The following is a 21582-nucleotide window of genomic DNA, read 5'->3' as shown; positions in this document are numbered from 1 at the left end:
GTGAACGTTCTATGTACAACCTTCTTATCAGCATCGCAGGCTCACTCGTCGTCACCCTCCTCGTTGGTTTTCTGGTGGGAGGCGGCGAACTGCGCATCGCCTACGGCATCATCCCCGGGCTTATCACGCTGGCGACGATCTACATCATCCTGGCCCGCCGCTCGATGAAAGCGGTGCAGGAAGTGATGGCGCGCGCGCAGGTCGACCTGCAGGCCAACCGCATCGACCGCGGCATTGAGACCATCAAAGAAGCCTACCCCATCGGAAAGTGGCAGTTCTTCATCACCTCCCAGGTCGATGGTCAGATCGGCACGGTCCTCTACATGAGCCAGCGCTTTGATGAGGCCGAGTCCTTCCTCAAGCGCTCGTTCAAGCGCAACTGGGTGGCGCGCGCGATGCTGGGCACCCTGCTCTACAAGCGCAAACGCTACGATGAGATGGAGAAGGTCTTTGAAGAGGCGGTCATCGCCAACAAGAAAGAGAGCCTGTTGTGGAACCTCTACGCCTACTGCATGTGGAAGAGCGGCCAGCGCGATAAGGCCATCAAGGTGCTCAACCGCGCCGTGGAGAAGCTCGAGGGCGATCAGCGCACCGAGAGCAACCTCAAGGCCCTGCAGAACAACCGTAAGATGAAGATGCGAGGCTGGAACCTGATGTGGTATCAGTTCCACCTCGACCGGCCGCCGGCCCAGCGCCAGCAGGCTCAATTTCGTCGCCGTTAACCGTCATCGAGCCCCCACGCTCGACGCTTTATCCCTTGAGAGTTCAGCGTATGTCTGAAGCGACCCCCGCCTCCGAGATCCCCGAGAGCATTGGCCGCAATGATCCCTGCCCCTGCGGCAGCGGCCAGAAGTACAAGCGCTGCTGCCAGCGCACCCACCAGCTCCAGAAAGAGAGCGAGAAGCAGAGCCGTGAGCCGCACCAGCTCATCGGGTCGAAGACCATTCCTTATAAGGTCTACAAAGTTCTCACTCAGGTCTATGAGAGCAACGCCCTGGCCTTCTACTACGACCTCAGCCATGAGGCCGGCCCCTTCCGCGAGCGTTACTCCGAGAAGAGCGCCTTCATTGAGGCCGTGGACAAGGGCAATGACGCGCCCGTGGCTGGTCCCGACTACGAGCTTCAGCACTTCCGCATCGACGGGCACGACGTGCTCATGGTGCTCACCCGCGGACAGAACGACCCTCGTGCCGAGGAGGTCGAGATCGACGTGGTGACGCTGCGCCCCAACCAGATCGGTGCCGACGGCCAGGAGCGCGAGGTCGCCCACCGCGGCTTCCGCATCTGGGATGTGCAGCGTCAGACGCTTAAGAAAGACGACTACAACGCCACCGCCTTCCCCGATCTGAGCAAGCTCGGTGTGAGCTGGAAAAAGGTAGACTGATCAGGGATTGAACGACACCTGATAACGCAACAAAGAAGCCCCCGCAGCGTGCCGCTGCGGGGGCTTTTTTTTACATCGGCGCTTGCCTTGAAGCCGGGGTCAGCGAGGCCACGGTCACCGACCTGGGCACCTCAAAAGGCGCCCACGCCTCGCACATCAATCCACCTCGCTGATCTTCTCCCAGAAGCCCGGCGCGACGTTGGTCGGCACGCCCCAGCGCTCCTTATCCCAGCGCGCGCGATGGGCGCGGAACCATCCCACCGAGTCTTGCATCCAGCGGCTCGCCAGCGGATGCGCCTCGGCCACATCGTTGAGCTCCAGCACATCCTGACTGCGGTCGTAGAGCTTAAACTGCCCGGCCCGCAGGTAGATCTTCCACTGCGCGGCCTGCATCCCGTAGTGAAGCTGATACTGCGTGGCGACCGCCGGGCTGGGGTAGCCCCCGTGCTGCCCGAACATGGTGGGCAGAAGGTTCATCCCCTGCTTATCTTCCGGATGCTCCAGCCCGAGAAGCGCAGTGACCGTGGGCAAGACATCGACCACATCCGCCCCGGCCTTGACCACCCTCCCCCGCGGCAACTTCGCATAGTGGAAGATCAGCGGCACATGCACCATCTCCTGATGCACGTTGTGGCCATGGCCGACGCTGCCGTGCTCCCAGAACTCCTCGCCATGATCCGAGGTCACCACCACCAGCGTGTCCTCCCAGATCCCCAGGCGCTCTAGCTCCGCGCGCAGGTGCCCGAAGGCGTTGTCGTTGTACGTGATCTCGTTCTTATAGAGGTTGATGATGCGCTCTTTATCGCGCTCACTCACCGGAAGCCTTTTGCCTTTGACCAGGCCCAGGTCTTCGCCGGAGATGTAACGCTGAAAACGCCCGTTGTACGGCTCGGTGTCGTAGAGCCCGATGTACTCCTCGTGACGCCGGTAGGTCACATGCGGGTCGATCGTGCCCAGGTAGAGGAAGAAGGGGTGCTCAAGGTTGGACTCCACCCAGCGCAGGCCCTGGTTGGCCATGAACATCCCGTCGAGCGCGGTCTGCTCGTGGATGTTGTTCTGATACGCGTCCCAGGCCCGCCGAAGGTTGAGAAGGTGGGAGGCGTATCCGTTGCTGGAATACATCGCCGTGCGATAGTCGGCGTCTTTGAAGAACTGCTGAACCACGCGCACGTCATCGCGCACCTTGCCGCGGCCGGCCACCCCGTGACGGTTCGGGTAGAGCCCGGAGAAGAGCGAGGCGTGGCTGGCCCGCGACTCGGTGCCCTGCACGTAGGCCAACTCAAAGCTCACCCCCTCATCGGCCAGGCGTTTGAGGTTCGGCGCCTGGACATTGGTCTCAAAATGAATGGGAAGGTAGTCGGCGCGCAGCGTGTCGATCACCCAGAAGAGCACGTAGCGCGGGGGCTCGATGGTGGCCGGCATCTCGGGCAGCTCGCCCTCACGCACCACCTGAGCGCTCTTCAGGGTCATCGCGTCTGTGCAGCCCTCCCCGGCAAAGATCTCCAGGCGAGTGATGGCGTCTTCTTCGACGGGCAACTTCCAGCTGGTGGTCTGAGTATCGCCGCGTCCCTTCACGAGCGCACGCGCATCATCGAGGGCGGTCGCCACCGCGCCTTCTCCCGCTTCGCGCTCCAGGCGCACGCGGGGGCCGCAGCCAGGCTCTGCCTCAACTTCGAGCTGAAGATGTGCGTCGTGATGCGCCCAAACAAGCCACGAGAGGCCCTCGCCAGCTGCCAACGCCACCTCGCCCTGCCCCAGGTTGTGTTGATGAGGCTCAGGGCCCACGACTGCCGTCTCGCGCTCCGCCATCACCGGCGCCTCAGCGGCGCCCGGGTTGGCAGCTGCAGCCCCCTCAGAGCGTTGCGTCGCCTCGCTCTCGGGCGCCGCGCCAGTCGCGGCGTCGGGCGTTACCTCAACGTCAGTCAGCGCACTCCCCGTCTCGGCACGCGCAACCTCAGGGAGCGCGTCGCCCAGGCGCGCCCACGCGAACCCGCCGCCGGAGAGCTGCCCGTCGACGCGCCCCATGTTGGAGAAGCTCAACGCGATGGCGTTGTCCGCACGCACCGGGGCGTCCGCCAGGGGCAGGCGCAGCGTTTGCCAGCCCTCCTCCAACGCGACCTTCTCAAGGCGGTGGCCATTGAGGGTGATCTGAAGGTCGTTATGCCCGCGGGCCGGGCTGAAGACTCGCATGGCGAGCTCCTCAACCTCGCCAGTCGGTGCCGGAAGCCAGATGCGCGCCTCCCTCCCTTTGGTCGCCGAGATCACGCCGCCGTCCACCTCGGCGCGCACAATCCATTCGCGACCGTGGTTGCCGTGAATGTAACGCATGAAGTCCGGCTCGCGGGCATCCACCCAGTAGGCGCGGGCATCCGCCCCGTTGCTGACCCGATGCGCCAGCGGCCGGTTCCGCAGAAGATCAAAGGAGGTGTAATGCGCGCCATCAAAGGATGGCAGCGGCGGGTCGAGTTCGGGGGCGCCGCTGGTCGGCACGACGGCAGGATCGGCGACGCGCTCTAAGTTCTGGCGGGCCTCCGAGGCCTGCTCCGGAGACCGACTGCTGCAGGCCAGCGGGGCGCCGGCGACAAACACAAGGGTGGCGAACGCGAGCCCGTGGGGCCACTTCATCGATGTCATGATCGGATCTTTTGAGAGGAAGGGGCGCGCGGCGCAACACGGCGCCGCGCGCGGAGATCTTAGTTCTGAAGTGTGGTGCGGTTAAAGCTGGTGGTCACAAGACCGGCGCGCCGAAGCCCCACGCCGCTGGAGCGCACCAGATCATCGATGGAGACGGTCGTGCGGATCGCGTCGACGAGGATGGTGCCACTCGCAAAAAGATCGTCACGCCCCTGCGGAGGCTGCGGCACCCCGATGGTGTGGCTGAACTCGCCATTATTTCCCTCGGCGCCCATCGACCACACGTCCCAGCTTCGCTCCTCCCCGACCATCCGCACCCGGTAGATCGGGCCGGCGTCGGCATCGATCGCGATGGTGCGCTGACCGCGGTTCGCGCTCAGCTCCGACGCCCCCGGGAAGGTGCCCAGGCGCGTGGAGGTGTTGAGGGTCTGGCCGTTCCAGAGCGCGGCGGAGAAGTCGGTGGCCAGCGCGTCACCCTCGGCGCTGAAAGCCAGCGCGAGCAAGGCATAGCGCCCGCCCACCGTCGCGCCGTAAGGCGGCGCCATGAAGAGCGTGCGCGCGTCGGGGCGGCCATCGCCATCATCGTCGGAGGTCGCGCTGATGCCCATGGGCACAAAGCCCGGACCTTCGAGCTGTACGCCGCCCACGAGCACCGCCAGCGAGGCCGCTTCGTTACCGAGCTGCGGGAAGTTGGAGATCTCCACCGCCGTCGAGAGGCGCTGGCGCACCGAGGGCACCAGATCTTCTTCGGGGAAGTTGTTGTAATCCGGGAGCCACTCGCTGGTATCCCCGTTGCCATTGATGTCGCTGAGATCCAGCGCGCGCGGAAGCGACTCCAGCACCATCGGCTGCTGGTCGTGATCAAAGCGGCTGAAGAGCGGCAGAAGCGTGCCGATCGCCGCGTTGACGTTCTCCGGCGGTGAGGAGAAGAGCCCGATGAGGTCGCTGGCCGGCACCTGCCCGGCAAGCCCCCAGGCCAGGCGCGCGCCACCGGCGGACTGCACGTAGTAGCGCTGCTTGCCCTCGATCTGCAGCCCGAAGACGCTGCCGTAGGCGATGACCCCGCCGGGCAGCGGCACCTGGGCGCCGCCGAGGCCCGGAATGGAGAAGTCGGTCACGAACGAGTCACCCAGAAGGCGCGTCAGGTCGAGATCCAGCAGGTCGCCGGCGATGCTCGCGCCGGCCAACCCGATGTTGATGTCACCCGAGGTATTGAGCTGACTCAGATCAAAGGCGCCGGTAAGTCCGGCGGCCGGACCGTTGCCCGAGCGCGGTGAGACGGGCAGCCGTACATCACGCGCCTGCACGCCCTGCACCGTCAGATAGTTGTAGTTGTTGTGAAAGACCGAGACGGTGTAGGCGCCCTCGACCCGCTCAAAGGTCGCCAACCCGGCGGCGTCGGTCGTCGCGACCTGATCGCCAAGCTCCACCCGCGCCCCGCCGATCGGTCGGCCCGTCTCCATATCCTGCGCCACGACGCGAATCACATCGACGGGCACCAACCCGCTATTGCTGAACTCGGCCGTACCGTCGCACTGGATCGGGTCGCCTGTGGCCAGCGTCGCGCTGACCTGCGTGGTGCCGGCGGTGGTCCCGCCCACCAGATCGCGCCCGTCGATCGAGGCGACCGCCGGCGCGCTGGAGCTCCACATAAAGTCGGCCGCGACCCCGTTGCCCTCCTCATCAAACGCGAAAGCTTCGAGTCGCACCCGCTCATTCGGGGCGATGAGCCCCCCCTCGGTGATGACCACACACGAGAAGGTCAACGGCGGATCGATGCACTGACCATTGTCGCAGAGCTGCCCCTCCTCGCAGGTGTCGTTGCCGCGGCAGAGACGCTCCTGACAGAAGCCTCCGACGCACTCCGCGCGCTCTCCGCAGTCGTCGTCCGAGGAGCACTCCGGGGTAAACTGACACACCCCGGCGATGCACTGCTCCTGCTCACCGCAGTCGTCATCAAAGGTGCACTCGGGACGCTCCACACAGCTCTGCTCGACGCACAGCTCCGAGGGGCGGCATTGCCCGTCGTCCTCACACTCCGGTCCGGCCACGCACTCGCCGGCCTGGCAGATCTGGGTCCCGGAGCACTCCGAGTCGACCTCACAGCCGCGGCACTGGCCTTCGTCGCAGACCAGTCCGTCGCACTGGGCGTCGCTCTCACAGACCTCGGCCACGCAGCGGCACCCCAGCTGCACCCGCCCGTCTTCGCAGGTTACCGGGCACTCCTGAGGCACACATTCGCCAAGCTCGGTGTCGCAGATCGACTGCACGCACGCGTCGCCTGCGCTCTCGCACTGGCCGCTGCCGCAGTCGAGATCATCCTCACAGAGGATCGGATCGACATCCGGCACATCGCCATCGGGCACATCGGCGTCCGGGAGATCGGCGTCGGGAAGGTCCTCGCTGACGCAGATCTGCCCGACACACTGACCACCCTCCGGGCACTGATCATCGCTCTCGCAGCGCTGACCGATTTCAGTGCGGCCGCAGGCCGCGGCCATCACGCAGAGGGCAGCGATGAGCGCGGCGCGCGTCATCGACGAGAAGGAGGGCAAAGGCAGGGATGTCATGGTCATGAGCCTGGGATCATCAGTTCGAGTTGGGCGAATGCGCCCGAGTGTAATGAAGTTTGCCGGCGCGATCCAAAAGGCCCGCCGGCGGGTGGGCGATCAGCCCTCAAAGCGGAAACGCTTGCTGCGCGCGAGCTGACGCTCGCGGCGCAGCGCGTAGCGCGCGATGGCATGTTTATGCGGCTGTGAGATGGCGCGAAACACAAACGCCGCGCCGCTGCGCTCGCCATCCTCATCGACCCGCACCACCTCGCCCAACGCCAGGATCTCCGGGCTGTGCAGGCTGGGGATCTGCACCCGAATCTCCGCCAGATCACCGATCGACCAGGTCGGGTCTTCCTCACCTGCGGCCAGCCACATCCCCTGATCGTTGAGCTCCACCCAGCGGGAGTTGAGACCGGCCTCATTATGCGACTCAATGAGCCGCTGCAGCTCGGTGATCTGCTGGCGCATCGCACGCAGCTCGTTGAGCGCAAACACCATCTCCCGGGAGAGGTCCTCAGCATGATCGCGCCAGTCCAACGCGTCGTGCATCACCCCGTCGCTCTCCAGCACCGCGGCATCAAGGATGCGCGCCTCCAGCGCCTCAACATCGTCGACGGCCACGGCGCTCACCTGACAGGGCAAAAGACTACGCACACGCACCGAACTGCGACGCTCCGCGCCGGTTTTTTCGCTCATCATATCATCCCTCGGGTACCGGAATGCCGCCTCATGGGTCGACTCCCGCAAAAAGGCGGCGTCATTGCGGGCACTTGCGCCACCCAGACTACACCAGCCTACAGCCCGGGCAACTTGTTCTGCAGCGTCGCCTCAAGGGCGAAAGGTCAACGAGGCGACGTCATCGCTACTCACGCGCACGCGCTTCGTCTCGGAGTAGCGCTTGAGCGTCGTGAAGTAGACGCGCACATCGTACTGGCCCGGGGCCAGCGCGTGGCCGTTGAGACGCGGGCTGCTTGAGACGAGCGCCCCGTCGATGTAGATGCGCGCCTCGTCGGCTCCTTCCACGCGCACGTTGAGCCGGCCGGAGGCGGCCTCCGCGCCGGCCCCACCGAGCTCCCAGATATTGAGCGCCTCGGAAGAGGCGCGCTCCTCGGAGGCCTTCGCAGACGGTCGCGAGGCGCGACGCGGCGCGCGGCGCTCCTTGCGGGAGGCCGGCGCGCGGGCGACCTCTTCGGCGGGCTCCTCGGGCACATCAAAGGTCAGGTGAACATCGCGCACTCGGGGGTCATCCTCACCCCAGACGATCTCCTGCTGTTGCGCCTCAGCGCCTTCCATCTCCGCGTAGACCTTATGATCTTCGTCGCGAGCAAGTCCCATCGCCGTCACTGGCGAGGTGCCCAGAAGATCGCCGTCGACATAGACGCTGGCGCCCGGTGGCGAGGTCGTGATCTTCAGGATGCCTCCCAACGCCTCGAGCTGCACGACCACCGGGGGCATCTGAGCCTCGGCCACCAGGTTGAGCTCGCTGACATCGTAGCCATCGCGCTCAAAACGCAACGCGTAGCCGCGCCCGACACGAAGATCGCTCAACGTGGTGGGCGTGGCCCCCACAAAGGCATCATCGAGGTAGACGCGGGCGTTGGCCGGCTCGGTCGACACCATCAGGTCGGTGTGGGTCGCCGCCGCCGGCGCGCTCGCTGCCGCGAGCTGCGCCTCGGACGTCTCCTCGGAGCCTCCGGACAACGTCACCGCAGCCACCCCCACCACGCCGATCGCCACCAGCGCGAGCGCCGCGCCTACCAGATGCGGCCGCGTACGAACCATATGATCGAGGCGCGCCTTCAGCGGGGTCGCCGCGGCGGCGCGAGGCTGAGTGCCGCGCACGCTCTCGCGGGGCGACTTCTGCGACGCTGGCGAAGCCCCGGACGCCTCGCTGAGCGAGGGCCCAAAGCCCACCTGCGCCTTCTGACGCTTCTCAACCGCCGGGGAGGCCGCGGTGGGCACGGCCGCCGAGTCCGCCAGAAGACGTGCAGGCGGAAGCGCCTCGCGGGTCATCACATCGTCGGGATGCACCACCGCCTGCGCCCCGGAGCGAAGCGCCGGGCGATCTTCAGTGGTCTCCACCCCGTCATGTTCACTCCAGTCGACCATCGCGGTGGCGGCGTCCGCCTCCAGGTCGTCATGCTCATCGTCCCGCATGAAGATCTGGGTGTGGGCGTCTTCGGCGAAGCCCCCACCATCGTCGAAGTCGGCGTCGAGACCGGCGGCGCGGGCGTCGAAGATCACGCTGTGCTGACTGGCCTCGAACTCCCCGCGCTGCATCGCCTCAAAGCCCGCGGCGCGCGTCTCCTCGGGGAGATGCGCGTCGAGGTAGCCGCGCACAAACTCGGCCATTTCCATCCGCCCCATCACGTTGAGCTCGCGGCGGGCGACCTCAGCCAGGTCGCGGCGAAGCTCCATCGCCGTGCCGTAGCGCAGCTCCGGGTTACGCATCAGCGCGCGACGGATCACCGCGACGAGCCCCGGCGAAAGGTCCGGAACCACCTCCTCGATCGGGGGGAAGTCGGCCTGTCGCACCGCACGCAGCAGGTCGCCGTCGGGCACCCGGTCGAAGGGATGCTCCCCGCTGAGCACCTCGTAGAGCACCATCCCCAGGGCATAGACGTCGGTGCGACCGTCAATATGATGACCCAGGGCCTGCTCGGGGCTCATATAGTAGAACTTACCCTTGATGATGCCGGCCTGCGTCTGCTCGGCGCGCATCCGCGCTTTGGCGATGCCAAAGTCAACGAGCTTCACCTCCCCGTCCACGCTGAGCATGACGTTCTGCGGCGAGACATCGCGGTGCACAAGCTCCAGCGGTTTGCGGTCTGGCCCGAGCTTGGTATGCGCGTAATGTAAGGCCTCGGCGACCTCCATCGCCACATAGACCGCCACCTCGGTGGGCAGCTGGCGATGTTGGCGCTGCACCCGCTCGGAGAGCTCATGGAGGTCGAGCCCGTCGATAAACTCCATGGCGATGTAGTACTGCCCGCCGACTACACCCAGATCAAAGATCTGGCCGATGTTGGCGTGGTTGAGCTGCACCACCAGCTTGGCCTCGTCGATGAGCATCGAGGCGAACTCGCTGTCTTCGGAGAACTGCCGGTGCAGACGTTTGATCGCCAACACCTTGGCAAAACCGTCGACCCCTTCGGTGCGGGCTTTGAAGATCTCGGCCATGCCTCCCACAGCGATACGCTGCAGCAGGGTGTACTTGCCAAATTTCTCACCGGTTTCTATCATGGCGACTTCGGATTCAGGGCCAGGGAACGGGCCATCATTGTGGCGTATTTTGGTCATCAAGACCACCCGTTTCCTTCCCCCTGCCGCTGAAAAGGTTGGCCCCTCGCCCCCGCTTCAGCCCTCTCGACCATTTCCCCGTCGCGGCACTTTGCACCTTCTTCGAAGGCCGCGCCTCCTTGCAGCCCGTGTCGAGGCCTCATGGCGCCCAACGAGCCCTATTCTGCCCAATCTCAGCTCACCAAGATCGCCTACATCAACGGCGATCCCAAGACGGTGCACATCCGTCGCGCCCAGCTGATCATCAACCCGGGTGCCGACGACCAGCGCGAAGTCATCTTCGATCAAAACGTCATCAAGATCGGCGCGCTCGAGGACAACGACGTGGTGCTCGACGACGAGACGGTCAGCCGTAACCACTGCCGCATCGTTCAGGAAGACGACCATTACGTGGTCATCGACCAGGGCTCGACCAACGGCACGCACATCAACGGGGTGCGCATCCGCGAGGCCTTCCTCTCGCCGAACGTGATCCTGTGCGTGGGCAACACCAACATCCGCTTCCGCCCCATTGATGAGCAGGTGGCCGTCGAGCCCTCCCGCACCGAACGCCTGGGCAACATCGTGGGCCGATCGGTGAAGATGCGCGAGATCTTCGACATCCTCTCCAAGATCGCCCCGACCGCCGCCACCGTGGTCATTGAAGGCGAGACCGGCACCGGCAAAGAGGTCGTCGCTCAGACGATCCACCAGATGAGCCAGCGCAAGGACAAACCTTTCATCGTCTTTGACTGCGGCGCGGTGCCCGAGAGCCTCATCGAGAGTGAGCTCTTCGGCCACGAAAAGGGCAGCTTCACCGGCGCCATCATGACCCGAAAAGGGCTCTTCGAGATGGCCCAGGGCGGCACGATCTTCCTCGATGAGTTGGGCGAGCTCTCGATTGATCTTCAGCCGAAGCTGCTGCGGGTGCTCGAACAGCGCGAGGTGCGTCGGGTGGGCTCCAACAAGCCCATCCCCATCAACGTGCGGGTGGTCGCTGCGACCAACCGCTCACTCGAAGATGAGGTCAAAGAGGGTCGCTTCCGCGAAGATCTCTTCTACCGCCTGAGCGTGGTGCGCCTCTTCTTGCCCGCGCTGCGCGAGCGTGTCGAAGACATCCCCCTGCTGGTGGAGCACTTCCTCAAACACCTCGACTGTAACCTGGACTTCGACGGGGAGCGTCGCCTGCAGAGCGTGCAGCCCGAAGCGCTGGCCGCGCTGATGGCTTATGAATGGCCGGGCAACGTGCGCGAGCTTGCCAACGCGATTGAGCGGGCCTGCTCGTTTGCGGAGACCGACATGTTGCAGCTGGCCGATCTTCCCGACTATATCGCCGGGCAGCGGCCGCGCAACGTCGACTCCGGCCCGGTGGATGAGGACGATCAGTGGAGTGAGATCCCCGCGAAAGCTGAGCTCAAAGAGCAGCCTTTTAAAGAGGCCAAAGAGCAGTGGATCTCGTCCTTTGAGCGCGACTACATCGCCGAGCTGCTCTCCCGCCACGGCGGCAACATCAGCCAGGCCGCGCGCGAGGCGGACATCGACCGCAAGTACTTCCGCAAGCTGATGACGAAGTACGGGATCGTGGCCGACGAGATCAGCTAATCCGCCCTACCCTCGTCGCATGACGCTTACATTAAAGCTCAAAGCGTAGGTCGCGCCGAAACCCGGTGCCCTCGCCAGCGCGCACTTCGATGTTGAAGTCCACCTGGCGATCGCCGCGTCGGAAGCTCAGCGTGCGCTGGCCGGCGGCCACCGGGATCCGCGCGTCGCCCTCAATCGGAGTGACAAGACCGGTGGGGATGTCGTCGATGAAGACGCTCCACCAGTCTTCGCCGGTGGTCACGCTAAGCCAGCCGTAGTCCTCCGGGGTGCGCACCGGAAGCTCGTGCACCGCGTCGCTCTCAATACGGCCCAGGCCGAGCTCGGGGAAGCCGATCGCGCTCTTAAAGGTGCCCAGCTCCAGCGTGTAGACGCGCTCCGGACGCAGATCGGTAAGCACCACCGGGGGCGGACCGTAGGAGCGACCATTGAGCGTCACTTCGTAGGCGCTCTCACCGGCGATGAGCAGGCGTTCGGAGGGCTCCAGGGCGATCGCCACAGTGTTATCCGCCCCGATCTCCGCATGGATGAAGCGGCTGAAGGGTTTGTGTCCCGGGGCCAGCGCCTCCACGAGATGGCGGCCACGGGGCAGCCCCAGCAGCGCGTCGGCGCGCTCACGCACGCTGATCTCTTGCGTGTTCACAAAGACGCGAAGCCCTTCGATCGGAGGCCAGCTCAGCTGAACTTCGACATCGGCGGCCAGGTCGGCGCGGAGCTCGGCGCGCTCGTCGGCGCCGACTTGCACGGACTGCACCAGCGGCTCGTAGTCGGGGTGACGCAGCTCGACGGCGTAGGTCCCCGGAGCCAGATCGGTGATGGTGGCCGGCGAGCCCTCGGCGCGCTGCACGCCGTCGATCCACACGCTGACCCCCTGCGCCGGCGCGGCCTGAACGTCGAGCGTCGCCGAGGGCGGCGCCACGGGCTCGGCGGACTTGCGCATCATCAGGTAAAGCGCAGCCGTTCCCAAAAGCGCGACCGCCAGCACGGTCACAAACGCGGCGATGATGCGCCGGCGAGTGCCAGTATCGATCCCCGAAGGTGTGGCCGCCGGGGCTGCTGCAGGCAGCGAGGGCGTCTCGCGCGTGCCGGTGTTCTGAATCGCCGCCAGCGCGCGCTGCGGGTTGGCCACACCGGTTACGTCGGTGGCCTCCCCGTCAAAGCCCGGCCGAAGCGCCGGGCGCGGCGAGGCCGCGGTGTGCTGCCCGGTGGGCTCGGCGGCCAGGACCTCGTCGAGACGCGCTTCGACCTCGTCGCGGGTCTCATCGATGGTGTCCGGCGCGTCGGCCCAGGCCTCGTAGTCGGAGAGCTCCAGCCCGCCGGCCTGCACCACGGTGTGATTGGCCACAAAGGCGTCGAGATCCACGCCTTCGTCGGGGGCCTCATCCACGTCCCAGATCTGGGTGGCCTCTTCGAGCTCGACATCGCCGTCGTCGCCCCCCGGGCCGTAGTTTTGCGAGAAGACCTGGCGCACGTCGTCGGCGGTGTTGATGCGACGGAAACGCTCGCGCTTTTCCTTCTCAGCGTCGTACTCCTCCGCAAAGGCGCTGCGCATCCAGGTGGTCAGCTGAGAGCGGTGGTAGGGAGGCTTTTGCTGCGTGAGGTAGGCCTTTAAGTCAGCGGCCATCTCCGAGGCCCACTGGTAGCGATCGTCACGCTCGGCGGCCAGCGCGCGCATCACGATGGCTTCGACCTGCTCCGGCACCTTCGGGTTGAAGTGGCGCGGAGAGTCGATCTGCGGATCGCGAATCAGCCGCATCGTCTCGATCTGGCTCTCGCCGCGGAAGAGGCGCTGGTTGGTGAGCAGCTCCCAGAAGAGCGTGCCCATCGCGAAGATGTCGCTGCGATGATCGATGTCGTGGCCCCGCACCTGATCGGGGCTCATGTAGCCGAACTTCCCCTTGAGCACGCCCACCTGGGTACGGGTCGACTGCGAGGCCGCCTTGGCGATGCCAAAGTCGATGACCTTGACCTGCCCATCCCAGCTCACCAGCACGTTCTGGGGGCTGATGTCGCGGTGGATGATGTTGAGCGGGTTGCCATTCTCATCGGTCTTGCGGTGGACGTAGTCCATGCCGCAAGCGATCTCGTGGAGGATATGGCAGGCCATATCCACCGAGAGGATGGTGTTCTGGCGGCGCACCAGCTTCTGCAGAGCGAGCAGATCCTGGCCGGCCACAAACTCCATGAGGATGTAGAAGCTGGACTGAAACTTCCCGAGCTCGAAATTTTGCACCACGTTGGGGTGACGCAATTGCACGGTGAGACGGGCTTCATCGATGAACATCCGGATGAAGTCGTCGTCCTCGGCCAGGTGCGGCAGGATGCGCTTGAGCGCAAAGTAGCGGTTGGGATCCGGAGCCCCCAGGGGCTTGGCCCGGAAGACCTCCGCCATGCCACCGACGCTGACGCGCTCCAGGAGCGTGTATTTCCCAAATAGAAGGGGTCGTTCCAAAGCGAGGACCTGCGCGCGGCGTGACAACGTCCGGAGGGGGCGGCCCGCATGATTCGCGGGCGAAGAGCGGAGCTTCGAGAGGCGATCGGCGCGGTGGAAAATCGCGCCAAGATCGGTGCCGGAGTATAGGGAGGGGGCTCGCAAAGCGTCAATCGAAGCATTTGCTCCGGCGACGCTGGACAACACCGGGGCCGGGGTGCAGGTTTGGGCGCGATACGCCTGTCGGCCCTGTCTGCGCGCCCGCGGCACGGGCCCCTGCCCCTCCTTCAGCATAGAGAGCGACGTATGAGCAGTCCGGATATCTCCGATCGAAAACGCGATCATATTGAGCTTTGCGCCGACCAGGACGTGGAGGCCCGCATCAAGACCAACCTGCTCGACGCGGTGGAGCTCTTTCATGACTCGCTGCCGGAGCTCGACGTGGACGCTCTGGATCTGAGCGTGATGTTTGCGGGCAAACGCCTGGATGCGCCTCTGTTGATCACCGGAATGACAGGCGGAGCGCCGGAGGCCGAGCGCATCAACAAAGATCTGGCGATGGTAGCCCAGGAGCTGGGCCTCGCGTTCGGTGTGGGAAGCCAGCGAGCGATGGCCCGAAATCCCAACCTGACGGCTACCTATCAGGTGCGCGACGTTGCGCCCGACATCTGTCTCCTGGGCAACATCGGGGCGGTGCAAGCCGCCGAGATGAACACCGCCGAGGCCGAAGACCTGGTGGGTGCCATCGGCGCCGACGCCCTCTGCGTGCATCTGAACCCGGGGCAGGAGCTGATTCAGCCCGAGGGTGACCGCGACTTTCGCGGTTGCATCGACGCCATCGCTCGCCTCGTCGACGAGCTCTCGGTGCCCGTCATCGCCAAAGAGACCGGCTGCGGGCTCTCGCCACGGACCCTCGATCGCCTGCAGAAGATTGGCGTCACCCACGTCGACACCTCCGGCGCCGGCGGCACCACCTGGATCGGGGTGGAGGCGATGCGCGCCCCGGCCGATCAGCAGACCCTGGGTGAGCTCTACTGGGACTGGGGTGTGCCGACGGCCGCGTCGATTGTGTACGCAAAACGTCGCGGAATGACGGTGGTCGGCTCCGGCGGACTGCGCTCCGGCTACGATGCAGCCCGCGCCATCGCGCTGGGCGCAGACATCGCGGGCATGGCGCTGCCCTGGCTGCGCGCCTGCTACAACGAGGGCGCCCCGGGTGCCCGCGCCTTCGGCGCGCGCTGTCTCAGCGCGCTGCGCACCGCGATGGCGCTGACCGGTTCCTCCTCGGTGGAGGAACTTCGCCAGGCTCCCAGGATGATCGGCCCGCGCCTGGAGCGCTGGCTTGCGGCCGACCCGCTGCGCTGAACGCAGCGGGTCGGCCTCGTACCGCGCGGCTTAGCGCTCCTCACTCTCTCCTGCGGACATCGCCCCGTCTTCGGAGGGCTCATCCTCGGCGTAGGGCTGCCCGTCAGCGCTGCGGCGCCCCTCGCTGAGGCGAACTTTGCTCTCCTCAACGGCGCAGTAGAGCGTGGGCACGACAAAGAGGGTCAGGAGCGCGATCGTCATGCCCCCCACCGCCGGCACCGCCATCGGAATCATCACATCGGCGCCGGTGCCGTAGCTCGTGAGCACAGGAAGGAGCGCCAGAATGGTGGTCGCGGTGGTCATCAGACACGGGCGAATGCGGCGAAGCCCCGCCTCCACCACCCGCTCGCGCACCTGCGCGATAGTGTCGCTCTTACCCTCATCGAAGCGCTGTTTGAGGTAGGTCGCCATGACCACGCCGTCGTCGGCGCCGATGCCAAAGAGCGCGATGAACCCCACCCAGACCGCCACGCTCAGGTTCATGGGGCCGATCTGGAAGATCTCTCGCAGGGAGACGCCGAAGAGGCTCACATCCAGAAACCAGGGCTGGCCGTAGAGCCAGATCAGCAGGAACCCGCCCCCGAAGGCCACGGCCACCCCGCTGAAGATGATCAGCGAGGTCAGCAACGAACGAAACTGCAGGTAGATGAGCAGCGCGATGATCACCAGGATCAGCGGCACGAGGATGCGCAGCCGCGCCTCGGCCCGAAGCGAGTTCTCATAACTTCCCGCAAAGCTCAGGCGTACGCCCTCCTCCAGCGTGAGCTCGCCGCGCTCAATGGCCTGATCGATCGTCTGACGCACGCTCTCGACCACGCTGACCTCACTGGTGCCTTCGGCCGCATCGAACATCACGTAGGCGACCAGCGCGGAGTTTTCGCTGCGGATCATCTCCGGGCCGCGCTCATAACGCACCGTCGCGAGCTCGCTGAGCGGCACCTGCGCACCGGATGCCGTGGGCACCAAAATGCGACCCATAGCCTCAGGATCATCGCGAAGTTCGCGCGGATAACGCACACGCATCTCAAAACGCTCGCGCCCCTCCACGGTCTGGCCGGCGCTGATGCCTCCAACCGACGCCTCCACCACCTGTTGAAAGGCCGCCATCGACACCCCGTAGCGCTCCAGGCGAGTTCGGTCGGGCTCAATGATGAGGTAGGGCTTTCCGACGGGTCGGTCGGCGTTGACGGCCCCCTGGTTGACCAGGGGATGCTCCCTTAACAGAGTCTGAATCTGCAGGGCGGCGTCCGCCAGATCCTCCAGGCTCTCTCCCTGCAGCCGCACCGCCATTGGGGCACGGATGCCGCTCTGCAGCATCACAAGCCGTGTGCTGATCGGTTGCAAAAGCGGCGCGGTGGTGAGCCCGGGGATATGTCGTGCGACCTCCACGAGCTCATCCCAGATGTCTTCAGGGCGGCGGATCGTATCGCGCCACTGGCGGTAGGGGCGTCCGCTCGGGTCTTCGATCAGTCCACCGGTCTCATCGCGTACAAACTCGCCATCGGCGTTAACCTGAAAACGCATCCTGCGGCCCTGCGCGTCGAGCACGTATTCAGGCTTGTACTGAATGATCGTCTCCACCATCGCCACCGGCGCCGGATCAAGCGCGCTCTCGGCGCGGCCGAGTTTGCCCACCGAGACCTCTACCTCGGGCACCGTCTCAAAGAGAAGATCGAGGCTGGCGAGCATGTCGCGCGCCTCCCCCAACGAGCCGTGCGGCATGGTCGAGGGCATGTAGAGGAAGGTGCCCTCATCGAGATCCGGCATAAACTCGCGCTCCAGGCCGGGGAAAGCGTGGTGCATCCACTGGCCGGGGGCGCTCTTATGGAAGGCGTCCGGCATCCAGGCGAAGATCGTCGAGAAGCCCAGCCAGATCGTCAGGCCCAGCACCACAACGAGCGCCGGGGCGGGCAAGAAGATCGCCTTATGGGCCAGCACCCAGCGCAGGAGCGTCGGGTAGAGGATGCGAAAGACAAAGAATGACCCCAGCACAAAACCGACGACCAGCGCCACAATGAGCAGGTTGGCCGAAAGGCCCTGCCCGGCTCCCAGGGGCATCCAGGAGGTGGTGAGCAGCCAGGTGACAACGATGACGACCGCCGCAAGCCCCACCCATTGCAGGGCGCGCCGCCCCCAGGTGTGCGCAGGCGTGTCCTGCCAGAAGCCGCGAGTGTTCAGCACATCGTCGATGACCCAGGCCAGGCTGGAGATCAGAAGGGCCACGCCCACGCCCGCATGCACCGTGAAGGTGAGCGCGAGGGCGCCGGCGGTGGCCGCCAGTCCCAGCAAGAGGCGCGAGCGAAGCGAGCGGGCGCGCGCACCCAACACCCAGCTGGCGGCGGTAGGAATGATGAAGAGCGCGATGATCAGGCTGGCCACCAGCGCATAGGTCTTGGTGAAGGCCAGCGGGGTAAAGAGCTTGCCCTCCTGCCCGGTGAGCAAAAAGACCGGCAGAAAACTCACCACGGTCGTGGTGATCGCGGTGAGAATGGCCGGCGCGACCTCCGTGGCTCCCCGGGCGATCACCGCCAGGCGCGGCGCATCATCGGGGGCCTCATCAAGGTGCTGCGCGATGTTCTCCGTCATGATGATGCCCATATCGACCATCGTGCCGATGGCGATCGCGATGCCGGCGAGCGCTACCACGTTGGCGTCGACGCCGGTGTATTTCATGGCAACAAAGGTCATGAGCACCGCCAGGGGCAGAAGCGCTGAGACGAGCAGGCTCGCGCGCAGATGCAGCATGATGAGCATCACCACCAGCACCGTGATGAGGATCTGCTGGTAGAGCGCCAGGCTGAGAGTGCCGAGCGTGCGCTCAATCAGCTCCGAGCGATCATAAAAGGGCACGACAGTGACCTGGCTCACGGTGCCGTCTTCCAGAGTTCGGGAGGGCAAGGCGCGCTGGACCTCGTCGATGGCTTGTTTGACCTCGTCGATGACCTGCTTGGGGTTGGCGCCGTAGCGGGCGGTGACCACGCCGCCGACCGCCTCCACGCCGCTGCGCGTGAGCGCGCCGCGGCGTATGCCCGGACCGGTGGTCACGCGCGCGACCTGACCCACGGTCACCGTGACCCCGTCGCGAGTGACCACCGGGGCGCGGGCGATATCTTCGAGAGATTCGACGTAGCCCACCCCGCGGATCAGGTACTCGACGCCGTTGATCTCGGTGGTGCGTGCACCCACCTCGGCGTTGGACTGGCGCACCGCGTCGGCCACCTGAGCCAGCGTAACGTCGTAGGCGCGAAGCCGGGCCGGATCGACCTCGACCTGGTACTCCCGTACGTGCCCGCCGATCGAGGCCACCTCAGCCACGCCAGGGGCGCTGGCCAGCGCGTAGCGCACTGTGAAGTCCTGCAGAGTACGCAGCTCTTCGGGCCCCCACCCGCCGGCGGGCTCCCCATCGGGGGTGCGGCCTTCGAGCGTGTACCAGAAGACCTGCCCCAGCGCGGTGGCGTCGGGTCCGAGCTGGGGTGCGACACCCTCGGGGAGCAGCCCCCCCGGCAGACTCGCGAGGCGCTCGACCAGGCGCGCGCGCGTCCAGTAGTACTCGGCGTCTTCTGCAAAGATCACGTAGATCGAAGAAAACCCGAACATGCTCGTGCTGCGGATCGTCTCCACGCCCGGCACGCCCAGCAGCGCGGTGGTGAGCGGGTAGGTGATCTGATCTTCGATATCCTGCGGCGAACGCCCGGGCCACTCCGTGAACACGATCTGCTGGTTCTCGCCAAGGTCCGGGATGGCGTCGACGGGCACCGGATCACCGGGCTCGCCAGCGCCCAGATCCATTGGCGCGACATAGAGGCCCCAGCCGATCGCAGCCAGGGTGAAGACGACCACCATCAGGCGCTGGTTGAGCGCGCCTTCGATCAGCCGTGTGATGAACGAGGGAGAGGATGTCTCAGTGTGCATGATCCCCCCCGCTGTGATCGTGGCCCTGGTGGGGAGTGTCGTCCGCGTCGTTTTCACCGCCGCCCTTCTCTTCCAGGAACATCCCGCAGACCGGGCACTCGCCGGGCTCATGCTGCGCGTAGTGCGTGGTGCCCATATTGCAGTACCAGACCCCGTCGGGCAGGCGCGCCGGGTCGATGGGGGGATCAAAGCGGGAGCCTTGCGCATCCACCTCCACCGCTTCGAGCGCGTTCTGCTCGCTCATCATCGAGGGACCACCGCGGATTTGCAGCGAGGCGTCGATGCGGAACGCCCCCTGCGCGGCGACTTCGTCGCCGGCTTTGAGGCCCTCTTTAATAATCACCCGCTCGCCGATGCGCTCACCGAGCTCGACCTGCACCGGCACATAGGCCGGCGGATCGAGCGCGGAGTCGAGCTGGTAAACGAGCGAGCGTGGCCCCGTCCACAACACCGCGCTGAAGGGCAACGAGAGAAGCCCCTCATCGCCGACGCGGCGCTCCAATGATGCCTCAACAAACATCCCCGGACGAAGCTCGCCACCCTCATTCGGCAGCGGCACCCGCGCGAGCATCACTCTCCGCTCGGGTTCGATCTCGGGCGCGAGAAAGTCGACGCGACCCTCCAGCGTTCGCGCAAGCGCCGGCACGGTCACTGCGACCGGCTGGCCCACGGCCACACGCGGGATGTCCTGCTCGAAGATCTCCAGCTGGGCCCACACGGTATCGAGAGCGGCCAGTGAGATAATGGGCTGGCCGGTGGTCACATAGTCGCCCACCGAGACCAGGCGCTCACGCACCGTGCCGCTGGCCTGGGCAAAGACGTCGACCGTCTCGCGGGCGACGCCCTCAGCAAGCACCGCGTCGATCTGGCGCGCCTCCATGCCGAGTAGACGAAGCTCATCGCGCACAGCGCGCATCGACGCCTGCGCCGCTGCCGTGCGCGAGGGACTCTCGACGCTACGCGCATCGTCGAGGTTGCGTTGGGCCTGAATCAAGGTCTGCTGCGCGCTCAGAAGCTCGGGGCTGTAGATGCGGGCGATGCGTTGGCCACGTTTGACCGTCTCACCGCGGGCGTTGACGTAGAGTCGCTCGATGCGGCCGCCCACCCAGGCGCTGAGATCGACCTCAGCCTGTTCGCTCACCTCGATGCGACCAAAGACCTCCAGCCGATCCTCAAGCGGGCCGGCTTTCACCCTGGCGTTCTCAACGCGCGCAAGGTTTCGGGCCCCCTCGGAAAGGCGGACCGAGGGGATGTCGCCCTCCTCACCGGAGGAGCCGCCGGGCACAAGGTCCATAAAGCAGATCGGGCAGGTGCCCGGCCCATCCTGACGCACCTGGGGGTGCATCGGACAGACGTACTCTTCGGCCGGGGCATCGTCGGCCGCGACCTCCGAGGACGCGTTATCCTCGTGGTCGTGCGACGTCTCGTCGGAGCAGGCGGGCAGCAAGAGAGTCACCAGAAAAAGGGAGACGATCAGCGACGATGCGCCGCAGGTCGTGGTCGTGTTCATCGTTGACCTCGCAGGGTGGCCGGGTAGGCCCAGGGGCTCTCAGCAGCGAGCTGACCGGCGCTTAAGTATTGAAGTTCAATCAGTTGGTTGGCGCGCTCGGCTTTGAGTTCGAGGTAGCGGCCGTGCAGATCCCACTCCTCGCGCACCGCACCGAGGTAGTCGGTGACCGAGCGCTGACCGACCTCCACGCCGGTGAGCACCTCGGCGCTCACGAGCGAGGCCATGGGCATGAGCTCCTCGCGGTAGGCTTCCACCCGCTCATTGGCCTGGGTGGCGCGGGAGCGCGCCGACTCCATCTCTGCGAGAAGATCGCGCAGCGCCGCGGCGCGCGCCTCCTCGGCCGCCGCGGCGCCGGCCTGCCAGCGCCTGGCCTCAGTGCCGTAGCGTCCTCCCCAGATGGGTAGCGCGATCGAAAAGCCCACCTGAAAGACGTCATGACGCGGGTCTTCGTGGCTGTACATCGGCGCCATGTTGCCGTAGCCGACCATGATCTGCGGAGGGGGGCGAAGTTGCCGATCCACCAGCTCCTCCTGAGCCCGCGCCTCGGCCCGCTCGGCCTCAAAGCGCAGCAGCACCGGCGAGCTCGCTTCGATCGTCCTGGCAAGCTCGTCGCGCGGGGGGAGCGCGACGGTCCAGTCAAGGATGGCGGTGGTCTCCGGCAGCTCGAGCGCATCGATGCCGACCCCGAGGAGGTTGGCCAGGCGGCCCGTTGCCGCCCGCAGGCGCGCCTCTTCGTCCCGGCGCATGTCTTCGAGTCGCGCCTCCGCAAGTTGCAGCCGGTAGAGGTCGGCGTGCTCGGCGCGCCCCACCGCCAGGGTGGCCTCAATGATGCGGCGAACATCGGCCACAAGCCCGACCTCTTCATCGACATGCAGGAGCATCTCCCGGGCGCGAGCGATCGCCACAAGCTCAC

General features: G+C 65.9%; 12 protein-coding genes. 4 read left to right on the top strand and 8 right to left on the bottom strand.

Features of this window, described 5'->3' with window-relative positions; translation table 11 throughout:
- The first annotated feature begins 11 nt into the window (after positions 1 to 11).
- Both FRC96_RS19530 and FRC96_RS19525 read left to right on the top strand, forming a co-directional pair.
- On the top strand, positions 12 to 722 hold the full coding sequence (locus FRC96_RS19530; protein WP_146977058.1) for a tetratricopeptide repeat protein: 711 nt from the start codon (positions 12 to 14) through the stop codon (positions 720 to 722).
- A 50-nt stretch (positions 723 to 772) separates the two neighbouring features.
- Positions 773 to 1384, top strand: coding sequence for an SEC-C domain-containing protein (locus FRC96_RS19525; RefSeq protein WP_146977056.1), 612 nt, complete (start codon positions 773 to 775; stop codon positions 1382 to 1384).
- Between the two features lie 156 nt (positions 1385 to 1540).
- On the opposite strand, the gene FRC96_RS19520 is transcribed toward FRC96_RS19525, so the two are convergent.
- The 4 genes from FRC96_RS19520 to FRC96_RS19505 form a co-directional block, all read right to left on the bottom strand.
- Positions 1541 to 4018 carry a sulfatase family protein gene (locus FRC96_RS19520; RefSeq protein WP_146977054.1) on the bottom strand — a complete coding sequence of 826 codons (2478 nt, stop codon included), beginning with the start codon at positions 4016 to 4018 and terminating at the stop codon, positions 1541 to 1543.
- A gap of 59 nt (positions 4019 to 4077) precedes the next feature.
- Positions 4078 to 6594 carry a hypothetical protein gene (locus tag FRC96_RS19515; RefSeq protein ID WP_146977052.1) on the bottom strand — a complete coding sequence of 839 codons (2517 nt, stop codon included), beginning with the start codon at positions 6592 to 6594 and terminating at the stop codon, positions 4078 to 4080.
- A 93-nt stretch (positions 6595 to 6687) separates the two neighbouring features.
- Complete coding sequence (locus FRC96_RS19510) at positions 6688 to 7272, bottom strand: hypothetical protein (protein WP_230470486.1); 585 nt, start codon at positions 7270 to 7272, stop codon at positions 6688 to 6690.
- 129 nt (positions 7273 to 7401) lie between these two features.
- Positions 7402 to 9816: a serine/threonine-protein kinase gene (locus FRC96_RS19505; protein ID WP_230470485.1), complete on the bottom strand. Its 2415-nt coding sequence runs from the start codon at positions 9814 to 9816 to the stop codon at positions 7402 to 7404.
- Between the two features lie 198 nt (positions 9817 to 10014).
- On the opposite strand from FRC96_RS19505, the gene FRC96_RS19500 reads away from it, so the two are divergent.
- Positions 10015 to 11454, top strand: a complete 1440-nt coding sequence (locus tag FRC96_RS19500; protein WP_146977047.1) for a sigma 54-interacting transcriptional regulator — start codon at positions 10015 to 10017, stop codon at positions 11452 to 11454.
- 31 nt (positions 11455 to 11485) lie between these two features.
- On the opposite strand, the gene FRC96_RS19495 is transcribed toward FRC96_RS19500, so the two are convergent.
- Positions 11486 to 13903 (bottom strand): serine/threonine-protein kinase, encoded by a 2418-nt coding sequence (locus FRC96_RS19495; RefSeq protein WP_230470484.1) that lies wholly within the window; start codon positions 13901 to 13903, stop codon positions 11486 to 11488.
- Between the two features lie 285 nt (positions 13904 to 14188).
- Here FRC96_RS19495 and fni point away from each other — a divergent pair, with 285 nt between their 5' ends.
- Entirely contained in the window at positions 14189 to 15247 is a 1059-nt protein-coding gene (gene fni, locus FRC96_RS19490) for a type 2 isopentenyl-diphosphate Delta-isomerase (RefSeq protein ID WP_146977043.1), read from the top strand.
- A 30-nt stretch (positions 15248 to 15277) separates the two neighbouring features.
- Here fni and FRC96_RS19485 read toward each other — a convergent pair whose 3' ends face one another.
- The 3 genes from FRC96_RS19485 to FRC96_RS19475 form a co-directional block, all read right to left on the bottom strand.
- Positions 15278 to 19159, bottom strand: coding sequence for an efflux RND transporter permease subunit (locus FRC96_RS19485; protein WP_146977042.1), 3882 nt, complete (start codon positions 19157 to 19159; stop codon positions 15278 to 15280).
- Positions 19149 to 20669, bottom strand: coding sequence for an efflux RND transporter periplasmic adaptor subunit (locus tag FRC96_RS19480; protein ID WP_146977040.1), 1521 nt, complete (start codon positions 20667 to 20669; stop codon positions 19149 to 19151). The genes FRC96_RS19485 and FRC96_RS19480 overlap by 11 nt, the downstream gene beginning before the upstream one ends.
- Positions 20666 to 21582 (bottom strand): TolC family protein (locus tag FRC96_RS19475; RefSeq protein WP_146977038.1); only part of this gene is annotated, 917 nt, incomplete at its 5' end. The genes FRC96_RS19480 and FRC96_RS19475, both read right to left, overlap by 4 nt.

This window comes from Lujinxingia vulgaris, assembly GCF_007997005.1.
Classification (GTDB): Bacteria; Myxococcota_A; Bradymonadia; order Bradymonadales; family Bradymonadaceae; genus Lujinxingia.
Note: the sequence above shows the minus strand (reverse complement) of the source record. Positions and strands in the feature narration are given on the sequence as shown.

Bases quoted from the DNA above. Each gene is read 5' to 3' on its own strand.
- FRC96_RS19520 (WP_146977054.1), bottom strand. From the start codon at position 4,018: ATGACATCGATGAAGTGGCCCCACGGGCTCGCGTTCGCCACCCTTGTG.
- FRC96_RS19525 (WP_146977056.1), top strand. From the start codon at position 773: ATGTCTGAAGCGACCCCCGCCTCCGAGATCCCCGAGAGCATTGGCCGC.
- fni (WP_146977043.1), top strand. From the start codon at position 14,189: ATGAGCAGTCCGGATATCTCCGATCGAAAACGCGATCATATTGAGCTT.
- FRC96_RS19500 (WP_146977047.1), top strand. From the start codon at position 10,015: ATGGCGCCCAACGAGCCCTATTCTGCCCAATCTCAGCTCACCAAGATC.
- FRC96_RS19505 (WP_230470485.1), bottom strand. From the start codon at position 9,816: ATGATAGAAACCGGTGAGAAATTTGGCAAGTACACCCTGCTGCAGCGT.
- FRC96_RS19480 (WP_146977040.1), bottom strand. From the start codon at position 20,669: ATGAACACGACCACGACCTGCGGCGCATCGTCGCTGATCGTCTCCCTT.
- FRC96_RS19485 (WP_146977042.1), bottom strand. From the start codon at position 19,159: ATGCACACTGAGACATCCTCTCCCTCGTTCATCACACGGCTGATCGAA.
- FRC96_RS19530 (WP_146977058.1), top strand. From the start codon at position 12: ATGTACAACCTTCTTATCAGCATCGCAGGCTCACTCGTCGTCACCCTC.
- FRC96_RS19510 (WP_230470486.1), bottom strand. From the start codon at position 7,272: ATGATGAGCGAAAAAACCGGCGCGGAGCGTCGCAGTTCGGTGCGTGTG.
- FRC96_RS19515 (WP_146977052.1), bottom strand. From the start codon at position 6,594: ATGACCATGACATCCCTGCCTTTGCCCTCCTTCTCGTCGATGACGCGC.